Origin of the sequence: Rudanella lutea DSM 19387, from assembly GCF_000383955.1 — a bacterium.
In the GTDB taxonomy this organism is placed as follows: domain Bacteria; phylum Bacteroidota; class Bacteroidia; order Cytophagales; family Spirosomataceae; genus Rudanella; species Rudanella lutea.
Genome location: NZ_KB913013.1, coordinates 4,511,778 through 4,527,048, shown reverse-complemented (window position 1 = coordinate 4,527,048; position 15,271 = coordinate 4,511,778). Strand labels below are relative to the sequence as shown.

The following is a 15,271-nucleotide window of genomic DNA, read 5'->3' as shown; positions in this document are numbered from 1 at the left end:
GCGCGGCCCATTATTCTACGCCGTTTTTGCCAAACAACCTTTATTGATCATTCGTTGACACGCTATGCAAACGTTCCCCTCAACCGCCACCCGCCCCAACGGCGCTGCCCGGTCGGTAGCTCCCGTAGAGTCGCCCGATTTTTATGACATCGACGATTTACTCACGCCCGAACACAAGCTCGTCCGGTCGTCGATTCGCGACTTTGTGAGCCGTGAAATCACGCCCATTATCGAAGAACAGGCGCAGAAGGCCGAGTTTCCGGCGGGCATCGTGCCGAAGTTTGGACAGATTGGCGCGTTTGGGCCGACCATCCCGGTTGAGTACGGGGGCGGGGGCCTCGACTACATTTCGTATGGCCTGATGATGCAGGAAATTGAGCGGGGCGACTCCGGTATGCGCTCCACGGTATCGGTGCAAAGCTCGCTGGTGATGTACCCGATCTGGGCGTTTGGCTCCGAAGAACAAAAAAAGAAATACCTGCCCCGCCTGGCTAAGGGCGAGTTGCTGGGGTGTTTTGGACTGACCGAGGCTAACCACGGCTCCAACCCCGGCGGTATGGAAACAAGCTTTGTGGAAACCAGTTCGGCGTATATTCTGAACGGCTCGAAGATGTGGATCACCAACTCCCCACTGGCCGACATTGCCGTGGTATGGGCCAAAAACGAGCAGGGTAAAATTCGGGGGCTTATTGTGGAGCGGGGCATGGACGGCTTTTCTACGCCCGAAATTCACAACAAATGGTCGCTGCGGGCGAGCATCACGGGCGAGCTGGTGTTTCAGGACGTACGCATTCCGAAAGAGAATATCCTGCCCGGCTCAGGGGGCCTTCGCAGCCCGCTTCAGTGCCTCGATCAGGCCCGGTACGGCATTGCCTGGGGGGCTATCGGTGTAGCCATGGACTGCTACGAAACGGCCCGGCGCTACGCCCTCGAACGGATGCAGTTCAGTAAACCGATTGCCTCGTTTCAGTTGGTGCAGAAAAAACTGGCCGAAATGCTCACCGACATCACCAAGGCCCAACTCGTATGCTGGCGGCTGGGTATGCTCAAAAATGATAACCGGGCCACAACCGCCCAAATTTCACTGGCCAAGCGCGACAACGTAGCCATGGCCCTGCGCGTGGCGCGCGAAGCCCGGCAGATTCTGGGCGGTATGGGTATTGTGGGCGACTTCCCGATTATGCGACACCTGATGAACCTCGAATCGGTGGTAACCTACGAGGGTACCCACGATATTCACCTGCTCATTCTGGGTGCCGAAATCACGGGAATTCCGGCGTTTAAGTGAACAATGGAGAATGAACAATGCACAATGTACAGTGTAAAATGCATAATGAAACGATTGATTATCAGCAGGTAATCCAATTATCCATTCACTGTTCACTGTCCACTATTCATTATTCATTATTCACTGTTCATTGTTCATTGTTCATTATTCATTCTCTTAGTATCAGGGGCATTGACAAACTTTTTGGCCCGTTGGGTATGGCTCGGCTAACAGAATAGACGGAGTGACAGTTGTCCTCTTAGCGCCAACCGGCGGGGCTTTCGGGCTCCGTCGGTTAGCTATTCCTCTTGTTCCAACTTCCGCCCCCGACCACCTGTGCAATTTCTCAGCGACCTTCTCGAACACCCTTCGTTGTTCGCCTATTTTTCGGGCGCGAACAACTACACCTGGCTCCAGTTCCGAAATGGTGACCGCCGACTGCTGGCCAAACCGTTGACGTACTTCGAAGAGCGGCTGCCTTCGTTTATCCGGGTGCATAAAACAGTGCTTATCAACCCGGTTTTTATTGCCACCGTGTTGCCGCCCCCCCGCCCAAAAATGCCCGGCCTTGTCAGGATGCAGGACGGGGCCGAACTTCCCGTAAGTCGCCGACGGTGGACCGAGGTAGGCCAACAGCTACTGAATCAGGCCGGCCATACGGCTACCCTACCCGTAGCCACACCGGGTATTCGAGCGGTGGCCTCGCTACGTATGCTGGTGGTGATGACCGGCAACGCCCTGTTGCTCACCCGCGAACGGGTTGAGCGGTTCGGGCCGCATTGCCAGATTCAGTCGGTGGAGCTGGGCGGGGCATTGGCTACCGATTTGCTGCAACGCCCTATGCACAAAAACCCGTCGCTCATTTTGCTCGACGCCCGCACCAACCGGGCCGATCGAAGCCTGACCCTGCGGTCGCTCAAGAGCCACCCGAAATTGCAGAATATCCCCGTAATCTGGCTGGCTTCGCCCGACGATGATCCCGACCACCCGTACACGCTGGGGGCCAATTCGGTTGTACAAATTCCTGACGATCCGAAATTGTTTGGGCAGGCCATTGAGCAACTATGCCGGTACTGGTTACTGGTAGCGCAGCCGGTATTGGCTATCGGGTAGGCAGTTAGCGCATACCCGGCAGCACTACGGTTTCCCACCAGTAGGTTCGGAATGTTTCGAAATAAGTGATCCAGTCGGGGTAACCACTCGGCTTCACTACGTACGATGCGCACCCCAGGTCATAGGCCTGTTCCACATCGCTCGGGTTGTCTGAATAGCTCAACAGCACCACGGGGACCTTACCGTGTGTAGCCGCCTTTTGGTTAATTGTTTCGAGTATGGCCCAGCCATCGTCGCGGCCGGGCAGGTACAGATCGAGCAGGATCAGTTTAAGCAATTTCCAACTACTGCTGGTGTATTGCTCCAGTTGAGCGATGGCTTCTTCTTTCGACCCGACCAGTACGGGTTTTACTTCGGGAAGACACTGCCGAATTGCCTTTTCGATAATCAGGCCGTGATCGGGGTCGTCTTCGATAATTAACAGCTGCGCATTCCTGAAATTGGTCCGGGGCGATGCGTCGCCGGGTAACTTTCTCATTTTTTTATGGGTTTGGGCGGAAGCCGGCCGTCATGCAGTGGGTAAATAGGACCAGTCTGTGAACCCTAACGTAGTACGATTATACGTCGAAAAGCGCACATCACCAACTGTCTGGCCTGAATCACTCTGAGTGCCCACGCACATCCCGAACCACATACGATAAAAGTCCCGGCCCAAAACAGAACCGGGACTAACAAACAAAACCGGGTCAATCAATAGCTTTTTAAGAGCCCTCGCTACCCGCAGTACTGGACGTTAGATGTTGGACATTAGACGTTAGGCTTCCCTACAGAAGGGTAGTAAGTCTAACGTCCAACGTCCAACACTGAGCTACCCGCGCACAAACGGCCCGGCAATCGCCAGAACCTGCTCCTTGGTTAGTGGCTCGTCGTAGGCTTCGCGCACAACACGCTCCACAGTTTGCCCCACGTTGCCCTCGCGCTGAATCAAACGGGGGCCTACCACCGGGGGCAGGTCGACCGTCCATTGCATGGTTGGGCTTTCGCCCATATACACGGCTGCGGGAGCCCCCCCGGTTTCCCCTTCCGAGGTCCAGACCCGTAACCCCCGAATCAGGCGCACCTCACCCGCGTGCCGGGCCTCTACCGAGTGAATTTTGAGCGCAGCCAGCAACACATCCCGGTTTCCTTTGAGCCGGGGCGCCTGCCCTTTGTAGGCTCGCACACCCAAATCTTCAAACGCCTGCGAGAGCACCAGAAACGTCGGGTAATTACTAAAGACCGTCGGGAATTGGCCACCCGCCGTAAAATCAAACGTGGGCTTCGAAATAGCGCTGCTGCCCAGTGCCGACCGCAGAAAATCGACGTGCTGCCGCTCGTGCTCACCAATCCTGGCAAACACATTCCGGTCATTGGCCGGAATCAGCCCCGGCGTGTTGAGGCCAATGGCGTAAAACTCCGCTTCGAGGTATTCGAGCAGCAGGGCAAAGTTGAGCACATCGGCCACATCGCCATCGGCGGCAAAGGCCTTGTTGAGCGTAGCCGCCAGCAGGCCTGTCGACCCGGCAGCGGCTACGGCTGTAGTTTTGAACAATTTACGGCGCGATACCATAAACTTGTCGTAAGCCTCGGCGTCGCGTTGTTCTATTTCCGAAAGTATGTTGAATAAATTCATAAATGTCTTGTTGTTAGGAAGTTGACAGCAGAATTCAATTCACAGCCATGGGCCGCACGCATTCACTTAGTACGTCGGCAGGTTGGCAATGCTGATTTTCTGTTTGATGTACTTCTGCGCGCGGGCTACCACTTCGCCGGGGGTCAGGTGCCAATCGCGGCCCTGCGCATCGATCAGCTCATGACTGAGAGCAAACGGCGTTTTGGGCGCAATCATGTGCCGGGCCAGGGTTGCGTGCCGGGCCTCAATAGACACCATTTTGCCGGCAATCTTGAGCACTTCGACATCGTGAATAAGCGGCCCCGTACCATTGAAAGCGGCCACTCCCACATTCTCAAACTGCTGAGCCGCATCGAATACACTATTTCGGTTACTGAAGTCGACCGTGCTGAAATCGAAGTCGAGCATCGGGATAGCCATACCGCCCAGAAATGTCTTGAAAAATTCGCGGTGGGCCACTTCATGATCGTGCAGTTCGGCCAGTACTCTGCGGTCTTCGGGCGTCACGTTCATGGCTCGCTGCAAGGCCGTGGCATAAAAGGCCGTTTCGAGTTGATCGAGTGTGTACGCCAGATTGGAGATACCAATATCGCCCGACCCCAGGTCAACGGTTCCGTCGGGGAGAACCTCAGCCCCCAGCCGGGCCTGCCGCTTACCCGTTTGTGGGTCAACGAGCGGTTCGCGGGTGCAGGAGGCCAGAAAAGCCGCCGTAGAGGCCGATACCAGCCCAAGCTGACGCATAAAAAGCCGCCGTTCGACCGAGGGAATGGCCGGTACACTCGGCCCGACTTCCGGGCGCGGTAGTTGATCGTTGTTTTTCATAAAAATAGACGTTGTTGAGCATGAAAAAGGACTGTTTATGCCAGAACCCGGCCCTACCCAAAAAGTCTACTAAGCCCGTAGAAAATATTTATAAGCGATGATATATAGTCGGGCTGGTGGTTATTAACTCAGCGATCAAGTCAGCATAACAGGGCGTCTTAAAAGAAAGAAGTTTTCTGTTTATCAACACGTTAACACAATCAAACGCGCGCATCCGGTATGCCCAACACGTACACAAAAATGGCACTGCCGCCTATTCTCAAAAATGAGGATTCGGCCAAACGCGCCCCTTTTTTAGGAATGAATGAAGAGGTGGGTAGTTGAATAGGTGAATGACTCAATGGCAGACCGTAATTCAACCGATACGGCGCACCGTAACTCACTCATTCACCCGGCCCCATGCACGAGAAAGATATTGTCAATGCCAACCCACCCGTAGCCCGGCTGGATTCCCGGCTGGCCAACTGGATGGCCCGTCATGGCCTCACGATGCTCCGGCTGGCGCTGGGGATTGTGTTTTTGTGGTTCGGTGGGCAGAAGTTTTTCCCGGCCCTGAGCGAAGCCGAAACCCTCGCCATTCGCACGATCGACAAACTCAGTTTTGGGATGTTCTCGGCCGATACCAGCCGGATTATGCTGGCCATTTGGGAATGCCTAATTGGCCTGGGGTTACTTTCAGGACGGTTTATGCGCCTGACCCTGGGGCTACTGTTTCTGCAAATGATCGGCACGTTTCTGCCGCTTGCTTTTTTCCCCAACGAGACCTGGAAATACCCGTTTGTGCCGACGCTCGTGGGTCAGTACATCATCAAAAACGGGGTGCTGGTCTCGGCCGGTATTGTCTTGGGGGCAACGGTCCGGGGTGGCAAACTCATTGCCGACCCCAAAGCGGCCCGCGAAGCCGAACGCAAACAGGCTAAGGCACCGTCGGATGCGAGCCGGTAGGTGTATGGTTTTTGGTTTATAGTTTCTGGTGGCCGGCGTTGGAGTCTTTGGCCGACCAACAAGGCAGATAATCTACTCATATTGAACTACTTACTATAAGGTGATTTATAAAAATAGCAGACCGGTCCGCTGACGTTCAGGGCTTCCATTCCTCCTAACTCATAGTATGCAAACTAACGTGAATTACGAATAGAGCTTATCGTAACTGATTGTTTGATAGCCTGTCGAATCGGAACAGCGAAGCGGCCCTACGCGTCAGCAATTTTCCATAATTCGCGTTAAACTAAGAACTATCGACCGGAACACTGACACCCATAAACTCAAAACCAAAAACTATAAACCTAAAGCCCTACACCTCGGCCTCTACAAGGTAATGCGCCTGAATATCGCGGGCGAGTCGTTGTAAAATGCCCTGAAGCTCGTCGGGCGACTCTACCGTCACGGACGAACCGAACGCCAGCAGCCAACGCGCCAGCCCCCACAGATAAGGCGTACAGAGGTGCATCCGAACCCGGTCGCCGAGGTCTTCCTCTTCCGAAAAACCCCAGCTGTGCCGTTGGTCGTTCAGGAACCGTACCACCGACTTGTCGAACACCACCGTCACGTTGGTGAGGGGCATATCAGAATGCATCTGATCGAGGTATTGGCGTAAGGTCATTCGGGCATGACGGGCAAACCGTTGGCCTGTATCGGTCAGCTCATGAATCCGATCCACCCGAAAGTCGCGGTAATCCTGCCGGTGTCGGCAAAAGGCAATCAGGTGCCACGCCATGCTGTAATGGTACAGGCCCACGGGCTCCACTTCGCGCCAGCTTTCGGCATCGGTATAACCCGCCTGATAGTGCATTCGGAGCACGTGCTGCCGACCGATAGCCTGCTGAATGGTGTTGAGCAAGCCACCCGCCCGGTACTTGCCCGTAACTGGTTTCTGAATGGCCACCTGCGGAGCCAGTTCGTCGAGGTGCTCCTGATCCGTTTGTTTGAGCACCGATTTGATCTTGTACAGGGCCGAGTCAAAGGCCGTTTGTACCGATTCGTCGGCCCAGTTTTCAATCAGTTTGGCAGCAAACACCAGGGCCCCCGCTTCAGCATTGGTAAACATGACCGGGGGCAAATGATAATCGGTCAGGAAATAGCCCACCCCGGCCTCGGCCCCGATAGGCACACCGGCCTCTTCGAGCGAGCGAACATCGCGGTACACAGTGCGGAGGCTGATGCCGAAACGGTCGGCCAGTTCCTGCGCCCGCACCACCCGCTTAGTTTGCAGGTGAATCAGGATGGCAGTCAGGCGATGGAGACGGTTCATAGAAAAAGGCGAACGCGGCCCCGTCCCGGCGGTCGGGTACAACGGGGCCGCGTTCTTGAAAGGGAATAGTCAGATACGGCAATTTACGAAATTTTATCCACCTCCCGAAACCCAAACGCCCTGTTTTCCGGGGCATTTTTAGCCAATAGTTTCTCCCCCATCAGCCGGTCGAATAGCGGCCATTTCATCGGAATTCAGGCCGTAGAGGGCACCTACCAACATTGATACGTCGGCCTCGAGCCCCTCGGTACTGCTCCCTGCCGCCCGCAAGGACAGAATCTGATCGACCAGGGCTACAATGGGCGCTTGCTGTTCGGGCGTAGCGGGCGGCACCGGAATCTGCGCCCAACGCTCGGGCCGGAGCCGGGTGGCGCCTTTATGGGTTACCGGGGTCGTTATACGCAGAAAATACTCCACTACTGCGCTGTTCAACACGGCCAGCAGGTAGCGGTCGCCCGACCCGATCACGAATGTTTTGCCGAGTGGGTACGCGTCGCCATCGGCCAGCGCAAAGGCGGGTACCGACCGAGCCGGATTGAACACAATATACGGTTGCCGAAACTGCACGACGGTGGCATCTGTCTGGAGTTCCCACCAAAACACGCCCTGATTGGCCCGCGCCTGCGCTTTAGCCTCAAACGGTTTTAACCAGTTGTGCACAGCCGGGTAGGTCTCGGCCAGCCAGCTTTCTGGGTCACTTTCGCCCCGTAGCTGCGTCGTCATCCCCCGTTCGAGAGCGATCAGAAACCGAGCGGGTGGGTCAACCATGTACCGCCCGATGTTACGCGGCAACACAACGGGTTTCAGTACCTCAGCCGAGCGGGGATCGTCGGCCAGTAGCCGGTTTCGGGTCTTGGTATCAATCACAAAGGCTTCGTCCAGCCCGGTTTTGATACCGCTCCACAGCCGACCGGCCACATAGTCGGTGAGCGGTTGCCCAGCCTCCCGAATGCGCGTGAGCAGGTTTTGCCCGGCCGGGTCCGACAGGAGCCACCCGTCGTCGGGCAACGAATGGGTCGCAATCACAAACGAGCGGCTGTGCGTTTCGGTCGCCTGGCGTTGCGCCCCCCTTCGTTGAGTTACCCGGAAGTTATCGTGGGCCGGGGCCTTGCGCAGGTTCAGCACACAAACCGGTTCGCCCCCGGTCGGGTCGTCGCCCAAGTCGGTCACCTGTTCGATGGCCACGCCTGTTTTGAGCCACTGCCGCAGGTTAGCACCGTGCGGGCTGCGCATCCAATCGGTGGGCAGCACACAGGCCAACTGCCCGCCCGACCGCAGCAGGTTCAGGCTCTGTTCCACAAATAAGGCATACGCACCGATACCCGGCGCGTAGGTGTTCGGAAACGATTTACTCAGCAAGGCCCGGCGGCCAGCCGGCTCATCGGGATCGGTGATTGGCAGGTAGCTCAGCACCGCATCGAATCCAACAAACGCCCCAGCCTCATCGAGCACTTCGGGAAACATAAACCGCCATTCGACCGCCTGTGCGTACGGGCGTTGTTTATCGGCCAACGCTTTTTTTCGGGCAGCCACCTGAGCGTCCAGCGTTTGCAGCCGGTTATCGTGTTCGACAAAATCGAAGGTGAGAGCGAGTTGCGCCCGCCGGGTTTCGAGCTCGCGAATCTCGGCATAGTCTTTCCCGTCGATTAAGGCTAACTGCGGGAGGAGAGCCTCGAAATCGGCCATTCGGGCTTCTATTTGGGCTTTTTCAGCTTCCTCCCAACAAGTCGGGTAAGCCATCCGGTCGGTCCGGTACTGCCGAAACGCACCCGTAAACTTCTCGCGCAGGCTTACGTTACGCACCGTATCCGCCCGAAACCCAAGCCCAAATCGGCTGATAAGGGCATTACCAACCTTCAGATTTGCATCCAGATTAGGGATGTTCGGTAGCGACCAGCCCGCCTTACCGTCGGTTACGTAATAGGTACTTTTGAGTAATTCGAGTGCTAACCGCAACCGGGCCAACTCAACCGCAACCGGGTCCGCATCGACCCCAAACAGGCAGTGCTGGATTAAAATCCGCTTTTCGTGAAAAAGGGTTTCCTGCACCCGTTGCTTTTCGGAGGCTCCCGGTGCCCGTCGGCGACTTGTCGACGGACGCTCTACGGGTTGCCCCGTACGCAGCCGACTCTGGGCGGTTGTCGGTTGGTACGCAAACACCTCACCGTCGGTATTCCAGACCACCAGATCGTCCCCTTCAACCGCCACCTCGTAGCCGCTCAGCAGCCGCCCGGCCGGGTCGGTCAGAATACCCAACTCGGCTTTGATCGCGATCAGCTCGTGCAGAGCCGATACCAGCAGATGCCCACCGCCCACGGCCGGGTCTACCACGCGCAGACCATTGATGAGGGCGTTGGCTTCGCCCGGTTCTATATTCTGAAGCTGAGCCCGTAAGTCGGTCAGGTCGGCGCAATGCAGACCAAACCGCTCGTTGAACCGCTGCAACACCAACCGCCGAATGGGCTCACGCACGGTATGTTCGGCCACCCAACCGGGCGTGTACGCGGCTCCGGTGCGGGAGTTACTCAACAGGTCGATCACCAGGCCGAGGGCCGTGTGGTTCAGAGCGGGCTTATTGTCGGGCTGAATAGTGGCCGCGCCTTCGGTTGCAAAGTCATAGCTATCCAGAAAAGCCAGCAAATACGTCAGCGTGGGCAATTCGCCCGTTTGCCGGTCGCCCGATGGGGTTTTCAGGCTTGTTTGGGCAAATAGCGGCAGGGTAAGCCGGTCGTTCAGCGCGCTCAGAGGGAGTACCTGTTCGAGCTGTGTTGGGGCAAACAGCGCACTGTTCAGGTACGGAATAGCCTCCGCCGGGCCGTATCGGCTCACCACCCCAGCCGACCGCTCCGAGACCGGCACGGCGATTACCTCAAAAAACAGCTCGCCTAACTCGGCAAAAGTGCGTAGCTGACGGGCCGTCAGGAACTGACCCTCGCGGCTGTAGCCGTGGTAGGTTTGCAACTGCCCTTCGAGCCGTTTCAGAAACAAGACCCGGCCGAGCCAGGTCAACAGCAGTTCGAGAGCAACGCGGGTTTCCTGCCCTTCGGGATCGGGGCCGTAGGTGTTAGGGTCGGGCAGGTGGGTCAGGGCCCCGGTAGCGCGCAGGCATCCAATCGTGTTTTCGAGCCAGGAGCCCGGTTGCCGGTCGGGTTCGGGTAGCCGGTCGAGCCGGGGGACTCCACCCGATAGGGTTCGATGGAGGCCCAGCACATGCAGCAGCTCATCGACAAACGGGCCGTTGATGAGATCGCCATTGTCGGTAAGCGGAATCTGGAGCAGGTGTTCGGGCGAAAACAGCTTGTAGACTGGAATAAGCGGAAGCCAGTCGGCGGGGTTATCGGCACGGGCCGCGTTTTCGAGCTCGCGCAGGTTGAGCCAGGTTACGGGCACCTCGTCGTCCATCTCGCGCAGAATCCGGGCCGTCTCACTGAAGAAAAATGCGTTGTCTTTTTTCTGTTGCCCCTTAATCTGGTAGAGTTTCCGCAGGCGGGGATTCTGGTAGAAAAACCGCCGAAAATCGGCTTCGGCAAAGAAAAACCAGTTGTACACGTCGGTGATGACCAGCCGCGTAAACGGGCGTTCGGGCCGACGCTCCGCTTCCTCGAAGTAGTACAAAATAAGCTCATGGAGCGACTTGACATTGTTTTTCAACATAGTCATCATCTCTCCGGCAAACACTTTCTTGGCCGCCATAAGCACACCGGGCGCGGCTTCGGCCGTCGGGCCAGTATAAATCACCAGATCGTTCTGGTCGCGGGTAGCCACAGCCAGCCCTGAGTGGGCGTTGTAAAACGTATCGTTCAGAAACTCGGTGATTATTTTCCGCTGGTACACCTCCGACTCTCCCTCGTCGAGCCGCGTCAACAGCCGCAACAGGGCCTGTCGGAACCGGTCGATGTGTTGGTGGGTGATGGTTTGTTTGGCGTACGCTTTATCCAGTGCCTGAGCCGGCTTACGGGGTTGGAGCCTCATGGAACAAAGTTACACACGGATTGGATGAGATTTTATTCGTGTCATCCGCGTGCCATCATCCACCGCATGCCATTCAATCACCTCGTGCGGAAATCATCCACAATACCCTGCATCATCCAGTTGGCCAATGCCTGCCGGTTCGACGGAATCAGAAACCGCCGTTGGTCGAGCTTGTTCTGGATGTTGCCCAGTTCGATAAAAACGGTGGGCGGGTGGCTGTTTTTAACCACATACAGCGTATTACGGGCCGACACGTTGCCCGAGTACGGCCGGTCGGGCTGGTAGCGTTTGTAGTTGGCCCGAAACCGCCGGTGAATATGCCGGGCCAGCCGCGCCCCCGACTTACTTTGGGTGTGGTGATAAAAGAATACGTCGATTTTTTCGCCCACACTCCGGCTGTCGACGTGAATGGTAATAAACCGCTGGAATCGTCCTTTGTGCCGGGCATAAAGTCGATTTACGGCCGAGGTGGTCTGATCGAGCCGGGTATTTTGATTGAGTGGAATACGCTGACGCGGGTAAGCCACCTCATCGCGGTCGATTTTAAGGATAGCCTCATTCCGAATACCGTCGTTTGGGTCGTGTACAATCATGTACACCGTAGCCCCCTGTTGCCTGAGTAAATCGGCCAGCCGGATCGTCACGTCGTAGGCGTACTCATCCTCGGGGAGCAGGTGCTTGCCGTAGCGACCAATAGCACCGGGGTCGGGGCCGCCGTGCCCGGAAGCCAGATAATATACTGTTCCGCTCAGCGGCTTGCGGCTCGCAGCCGGTTGCTTCTTGGCCGCCGATGCCGATTTTTTCGGGTTCTTTCCTCGCCGTTTATCGGGCTGCTCTGGTGCGGGCTTAGGTCGTTCGCGGAGGGTAGCTGCCGTTTCGGGCAACCGGTTTGTGCCGGTCAGAAGGCCGGGGTTGGTCAGAGCCCAAAGCGCACAAACGAAGGCAAAGAAGAGTGTCTGCAAATTAGTGGTTTGTTGTGAACGAAGGTGGATGCTCTGGTAATCAGACCCAAAGCCACCCAAACGAAGCCGCAAAAGTACGGCTTCCGGCTGCGGAGCGCAAGCCAGTGACTAATCGGTCGGTCTTTATCGAACCAACGGAGCTCGCGGCAGGGCACGAAAAAAGCCAACAGACACGGCGTCCATTGGCTTTTGCTTACCCATTGAGTAAACCCTTAGGCCAGGGTAGCATCAACGGAAATATGGGTATTGAACAGCTTCGAGATTGGGCAGTTTTTCTCGGCATGGGCCACCAATTCGTCAAACTTGGCCTGGTCGAGGTTGGGCACGCTCGCCTTGAGGGTCAGCTTTGAGCTGCTGATACCGCCATCTTCGAGCGTAATGTCGCAGCGCACATCGAGAGTGTCGGCGGCAAAACCCGCCTGTTGAATATTAAACGCCAGTTGCATGGCAAAGCAGCCTGCATGAGCAGCGGCTACAAGCTCTTCGGGGTTGGTACCAATACCATCTTCAAACCGGGTATTAAACGAGTACTGCGTCTGGTTCAGCACTGTGCTGGCGGTAGTCAGCGTGCCTTTACCATCTTTGCCAGTGCCGGCCCAGTGTGCCGATGCGTTGCGGGTAATTTTCATAATGTGCGACTTAAGTTGGTTTATGTTTTGATTGGATGACGCAAAAGTAAACAGGCCATCTGCCTTTAATTTTCACCTATGTTAAAAAGCGACGGCCAAACGTATATCGTGCGATGTCTGACCTATAACTCGCTACTTTAGGCTTTGTTTTGGCGCGTTACCATCGAACTCCTGCCTATGTCTCCGTCTCAACAAACGGTATTACATCATCAGTTACGCGAATTTGCCCAGCTTACCGAGGCAGACCTTCTCCTGGCCGAACCGTTCTGGCAGAGCCGGGCCATTCCCCGGCACGATTTGTTTACCTTCAGCCATTCGGTTTGCCGACACGTAGGGTTTGTGCTCAAAGGCATGTTCCGGGTCTATTACACGGACCCAAAAACCGAGCAGGAGCACAATCTGTACTTCGTAGCCGAACACACATTTTTGACCTCGCTCAAAAGCCTGTTAACCCAAACCACCTGCCCCTACCTGATCGAAGCTCTCGAAGACACCGAGCTGTTGGTTATCGAACACGACCGGCTCCGCGAGCTCTACCAGCAATCGCACGGTTGGGAGCGGTTTGGGCGGTTACTGGCCGAGCATTATTTTCTGATCAACCAGACCCGGTCGGAAAGCTTGCTGACCCAGTCGGCGGAGGAGCGCTATACCGATCTGTTGACCCGGCAACCCGATATTCTAAACCGGGTTTCGCTCGGACATATTGCTTCTTATCTGGGTATCAAAGGCCCGTCGTTAAGCCGTATCCGGGCCCAGGTAGCGCATCGTTGAGCGGTAACTCCGCTCTGATTTCGCACAGGCATTGCATTAAATTTCAAGGCAAATTTCGTTTTCAATGATCTGTCGTTTACTTTTCGGGTACGTACACGTTGTTCGTTAGTATCTCTTCTTACCAAATTATCTATGGCTCGCCCTACCTTTCACCTTTTTTTCGCCCAACGAATTAAGCCCAATTTTATAGATCAACGGGTCTGTATGGCCATCAACCGAGCTGGCTTTCAGGCTCCTGTGCAGGTCGTTTTACTTTCTTCCAGCCAACCGGCCAATCTTTTTTCCGGATCGTGTTTCGGGTACGTACCCCAACCGGCAAGCCTGCGTATTGTCTACAGCTAAAAACCGGCCTTCAGTCGGGCAGTATCCCACCCCTATTCGGTTGCTTTTGTGGCTATCTTAAGCACCCACCTTAATTATCCGATTCAATCAACCCGAACCGCTTCTCACAAGATGCATCAACACACGCACAACCCATCCGAACCAGACTCCCTCACTACGCAGCCCTCCCGCCGAACCTTTATGGGACAGGCACTGGCAGGTACGGCAGCCCTGACACTCGGCGGCATATTGCCCGGTTTCAGCCCCAAAAGTTACGCCCGGATTCTGGGGGCCAACGACCGCATTCAGGTGGGCATGATGGGTGTAAACAGCCGGGGGCTGGCCTTAGCAAGCAACTTTGCCCTGCAACCCAACTGTCAGGTTCGTTCGGTTTCCGACGTCGACACACGCGCGGCCGATAAGTGTATTACCACCGTTGAGAAACTGGGCGAGGCCAAACCGCAGGCGGTGCCCGATTTCCGAAAGGCGCTGGAAGACAAAGACCTCGACGCACTGATTATAGCAGCCCCCGATCACTGGCACGCACCGGCGGCCCTGCTGGCCTCTAAGGCAGGCAAGCATGTGTACCTCGAAAAGCCCTGTTCGCACAACCCGCACGAAGGCGAACTGCTGGTGGCCGCCCAGAAAAAATACAAGAATGTGATTCAGATGGGCAATCAGCGCCGATCATGGCCCAACGTAGCGGCCGGGGTGCTGGCCGTTCGCGACGGCATCATCGGTCGGCCGTACTTCGCCAAGGGCTGGTACACCAACAATCGGCCTTCGATCGGGGTCGGTAAAGCATCGGCTGTTCCGTCGTGGCTCAACTACGACCTGTGGCAGGGGCCCGCGCCCCGGCAGGCATTTAAAGACAATATTCTGCACTACAACTGGCACTGGTTCTGGAACTGGGGCACGGGCGAATCGCTCAACAATGGCACACACATGCTCGACCTGATGCGCTGGGGCCTGAACGTCGACTACCCCACCCGAGTGACCTCGACCGGTGGCCGATACCGGTATCAGGACGATTGGGAAACGCCCGACACGCAGGTCATCAGCCTCGAATTTGCCAACAATACCGGCATGACCTGGGAGGGCCGCAGTTGCAACGGCCGTACCATTGAAGGGAGCAGCGTAGGCGTCATTTTTTACGGCGACAAAGGGGCGCTGCAAATCGACGGGGGCAACGCCTACAAGGTGTACGACCTCGACAATAATCTTGTGAAAGAGGTCAAAAACGACGTTGTCATCAACGCCCGTGACCGTATGAATCCCTCGCAAGCCCTCGACGCCCTGCATATTCAGAACTTTTTCGACGCTATTCGAAAAGGCGCGGCCCTCAACTCCGACATTCTGAGCGGGCACCAAAGCACGCTACTCTGTCAGTTAGGCAACATCGCTCTGCGGTCGGGCAGTACGCTCGACATTGACCCCGCCACCGGGCGGATCAAAAACAACAAAGCCGCCGAGCGATTCTGGAAACGCGAATATCAACGCGGTTGGGAGCCAACGGTGTAACTACGTTAAGTAGTTTTTGGTTTTGGGTTT

12 protein-coding genes are annotated in these 15,271 nt (G+C 56.2%); 5 read left to right on the top strand and 7 right to left on the bottom strand.

The features are described from left to right. The first annotated feature begins 64 nt into the window (after nt 1–64). Both RUDLU_RS0118765 and RUDLU_RS0118760 read left to right on the top strand, forming a co-directional pair. Complete coding sequence (locus RUDLU_RS0118765) at nt 65–1,288, top strand: acyl-CoA dehydrogenase family protein (protein ID WP_019989956.1); 1,224 nt, start codon at nt 65–67, stop codon at nt 1,286–1,288. Nucleotides 1,289–1,603: 315 nt separating this feature from the next. Next, nucleotides 1,604–2,380 (top strand): response regulator transcription factor, encoded by a 777-nt coding sequence (locus RUDLU_RS0118760; RefSeq protein ID WP_019989955.1) that lies wholly within the window; start codon nt 1,604–1,606, stop codon nt 2,378–2,380. Nucleotides 2,381–2,384: 4 nt separating this feature from the next. Here RUDLU_RS0118760 and RUDLU_RS0118755 read toward each other — a convergent pair whose 3' ends face one another. From RUDLU_RS0118755 to RUDLU_RS0118745, 3 genes are all read right to left on the bottom strand, one after another. Continuing rightward, on the bottom strand, nt 2,385–2,858 hold the full coding sequence (locus tag RUDLU_RS0118755; RefSeq protein ID WP_019989954.1) for a response regulator: 474 nt from the start codon (nt 2,856–2,858) through the stop codon (nt 2,385–2,387). A gap of 330 nt (nt 2,859–3,188) precedes the next feature. Beyond that, entirely contained in the window at nt 3,189–3,992 is an 804-nt protein-coding gene (locus RUDLU_RS0118750) for a ferritin-like domain-containing protein (RefSeq protein ID WP_019989953.1), read from the bottom strand. Nucleotides 3,993–4,058: 66 nt separating this feature from the next. Next, nucleotides 4,059–4,814 carry a ferritin-like domain-containing protein gene (locus RUDLU_RS0118745; protein WP_019989952.1) on the bottom strand — a complete coding sequence of 252 codons (756 nt, stop codon included), beginning with the start codon at nt 4,812–4,814 and terminating at the stop codon, nt 4,059–4,061. A gap of 399 nt (nt 4,815–5,213) precedes the next feature. Between RUDLU_RS0118745 and RUDLU_RS0118735 the strand changes: the two genes are divergently transcribed. Then, nucleotides 5,214–5,759 carry a DoxX family membrane protein gene (locus tag RUDLU_RS0118735; protein WP_019989950.1) on the top strand — a complete coding sequence of 182 codons (546 nt, stop codon included), beginning with the start codon at nt 5,214–5,216 and terminating at the stop codon, nt 5,757–5,759. Nucleotides 5,760–6,108: 349 nt separating this feature from the next. Here RUDLU_RS0118735 and RUDLU_RS0118730 read toward each other — a convergent pair whose 3' ends face one another. From RUDLU_RS0118730 to RUDLU_RS0118715, 4 genes are all read right to left on the bottom strand, one after another. Next, nucleotides 6,109–7,065, bottom strand: a complete 957-nt coding sequence (locus RUDLU_RS0118730) for a helix-turn-helix transcriptional regulator (RefSeq protein WP_019989949.1) — start codon at nt 7,063–7,065, stop codon at nt 6,109–6,111. A 138-nt stretch (nt 7,066–7,203) separates the two neighbouring features. Beyond that, nucleotides 7,204–11,037: a DUF7149 domain-containing protein gene (locus tag RUDLU_RS27745; protein ID WP_019989948.1), complete on the bottom strand. Its 3,834-nt coding sequence runs from the start codon at nt 11,035–11,037 to the stop codon at nt 7,204–7,206. Between the two features lie 77 nt (nt 11,038–11,114). Then, on the bottom strand, nt 11,115–11,999 hold the full coding sequence (locus RUDLU_RS0118720; protein ID WP_019989947.1) for an N-acetylmuramoyl-L-alanine amidase family protein: 885 nt from the start codon (nt 11,997–11,999) through the stop codon (nt 11,115–11,117). A 212-nt stretch (nt 12,000–12,211) separates the two neighbouring features. Continuing rightward, entirely contained in the window at nt 12,212–12,628 is a 417-nt protein-coding gene (locus tag RUDLU_RS0118715; protein WP_019989946.1) for an OsmC family protein, read from the bottom strand. A gap of 177 nt (nt 12,629–12,805) precedes the next feature. On the opposite strand from RUDLU_RS0118715, the gene RUDLU_RS0118710 reads away from it, so the two are divergent. Both RUDLU_RS0118710 and RUDLU_RS0118705 read left to right on the top strand, forming a co-directional pair. Next, a complete protein-coding gene (locus RUDLU_RS0118710) occupies nt 12,806–13,399 on the top strand; it encodes a Crp/Fnr family transcriptional regulator (RefSeq protein ID WP_027303207.1) in 594 nt (197 codons plus the stop codon). Nucleotides 13,400–13,921: 522 nt separating this feature from the next. Beyond that, on the top strand, nt 13,922–15,241 hold the full coding sequence (locus RUDLU_RS0118705; protein ID WP_019989944.1) for a Gfo/Idh/MocA family protein: 1,320 nt from the start codon (nt 13,922–13,924) through the stop codon (nt 15,239–15,241). Nucleotides 15,242–15,271: the final 30 nt, after the last annotated feature.

Bases quoted from the DNA above. Each gene is read 5' to 3' on its own strand.
- RUDLU_RS0118765 (WP_019989956.1), top strand. From the start codon at position 65: ATGCAAACGTTCCCCTCAACCGCCACCCGCCCCAACGGCGCTGCCCGG.
- RUDLU_RS0118755 (WP_019989954.1), bottom strand. From the start codon at position 2,858: ATGAGAAAGTTACCCGGCGACGCATCGCCCCGGACCAATTTCAGGAAT.
- RUDLU_RS0118750 (WP_019989953.1), bottom strand. From the start codon at position 3,992: ATGAATTTATTCAACATACTTTCGGAAATAGAACAACGCGACGCCGAG.
- RUDLU_RS0118745 (WP_019989952.1), bottom strand. From the start codon at position 4,814: ATGAAAAACAACGATCAACTACCGCGCCCGGAAGTCGGGCCGAGTGTA.
- RUDLU_RS0118735 (WP_019989950.1), top strand. From the start codon at position 5,214: ATGCACGAGAAAGATATTGTCAATGCCAACCCACCCGTAGCCCGGCTG.
- RUDLU_RS0118730 (WP_019989949.1), bottom strand. From the start codon at position 7,065: ATGAACCGTCTCCATCGCCTGACTGCCATCCTGATTCACCTGCAAACT.
- RUDLU_RS27745 (WP_019989948.1), bottom strand. From the start codon at position 11,037: ATGAGGCTCCAACCCCGTAAGCCGGCTCAGGCACTGGATAAAGCGTAC.
- RUDLU_RS0118715 (WP_019989946.1), bottom strand. From the start codon at position 12,628: ATGAAAATTACCCGCAACGCATCGGCACACTGGGCCGGCACTGGCAAA.
- RUDLU_RS0118710 (WP_027303207.1), top strand. From the start codon at position 12,806: ATGTCTCCGTCTCAACAAACGGTATTACATCATCAGTTACGCGAATTT.
- RUDLU_RS0118705 (WP_019989944.1), top strand. From the start codon at position 13,922: ATGGGACAGGCACTGGCAGGTACGGCAGCCCTGACACTCGGCGGCATA.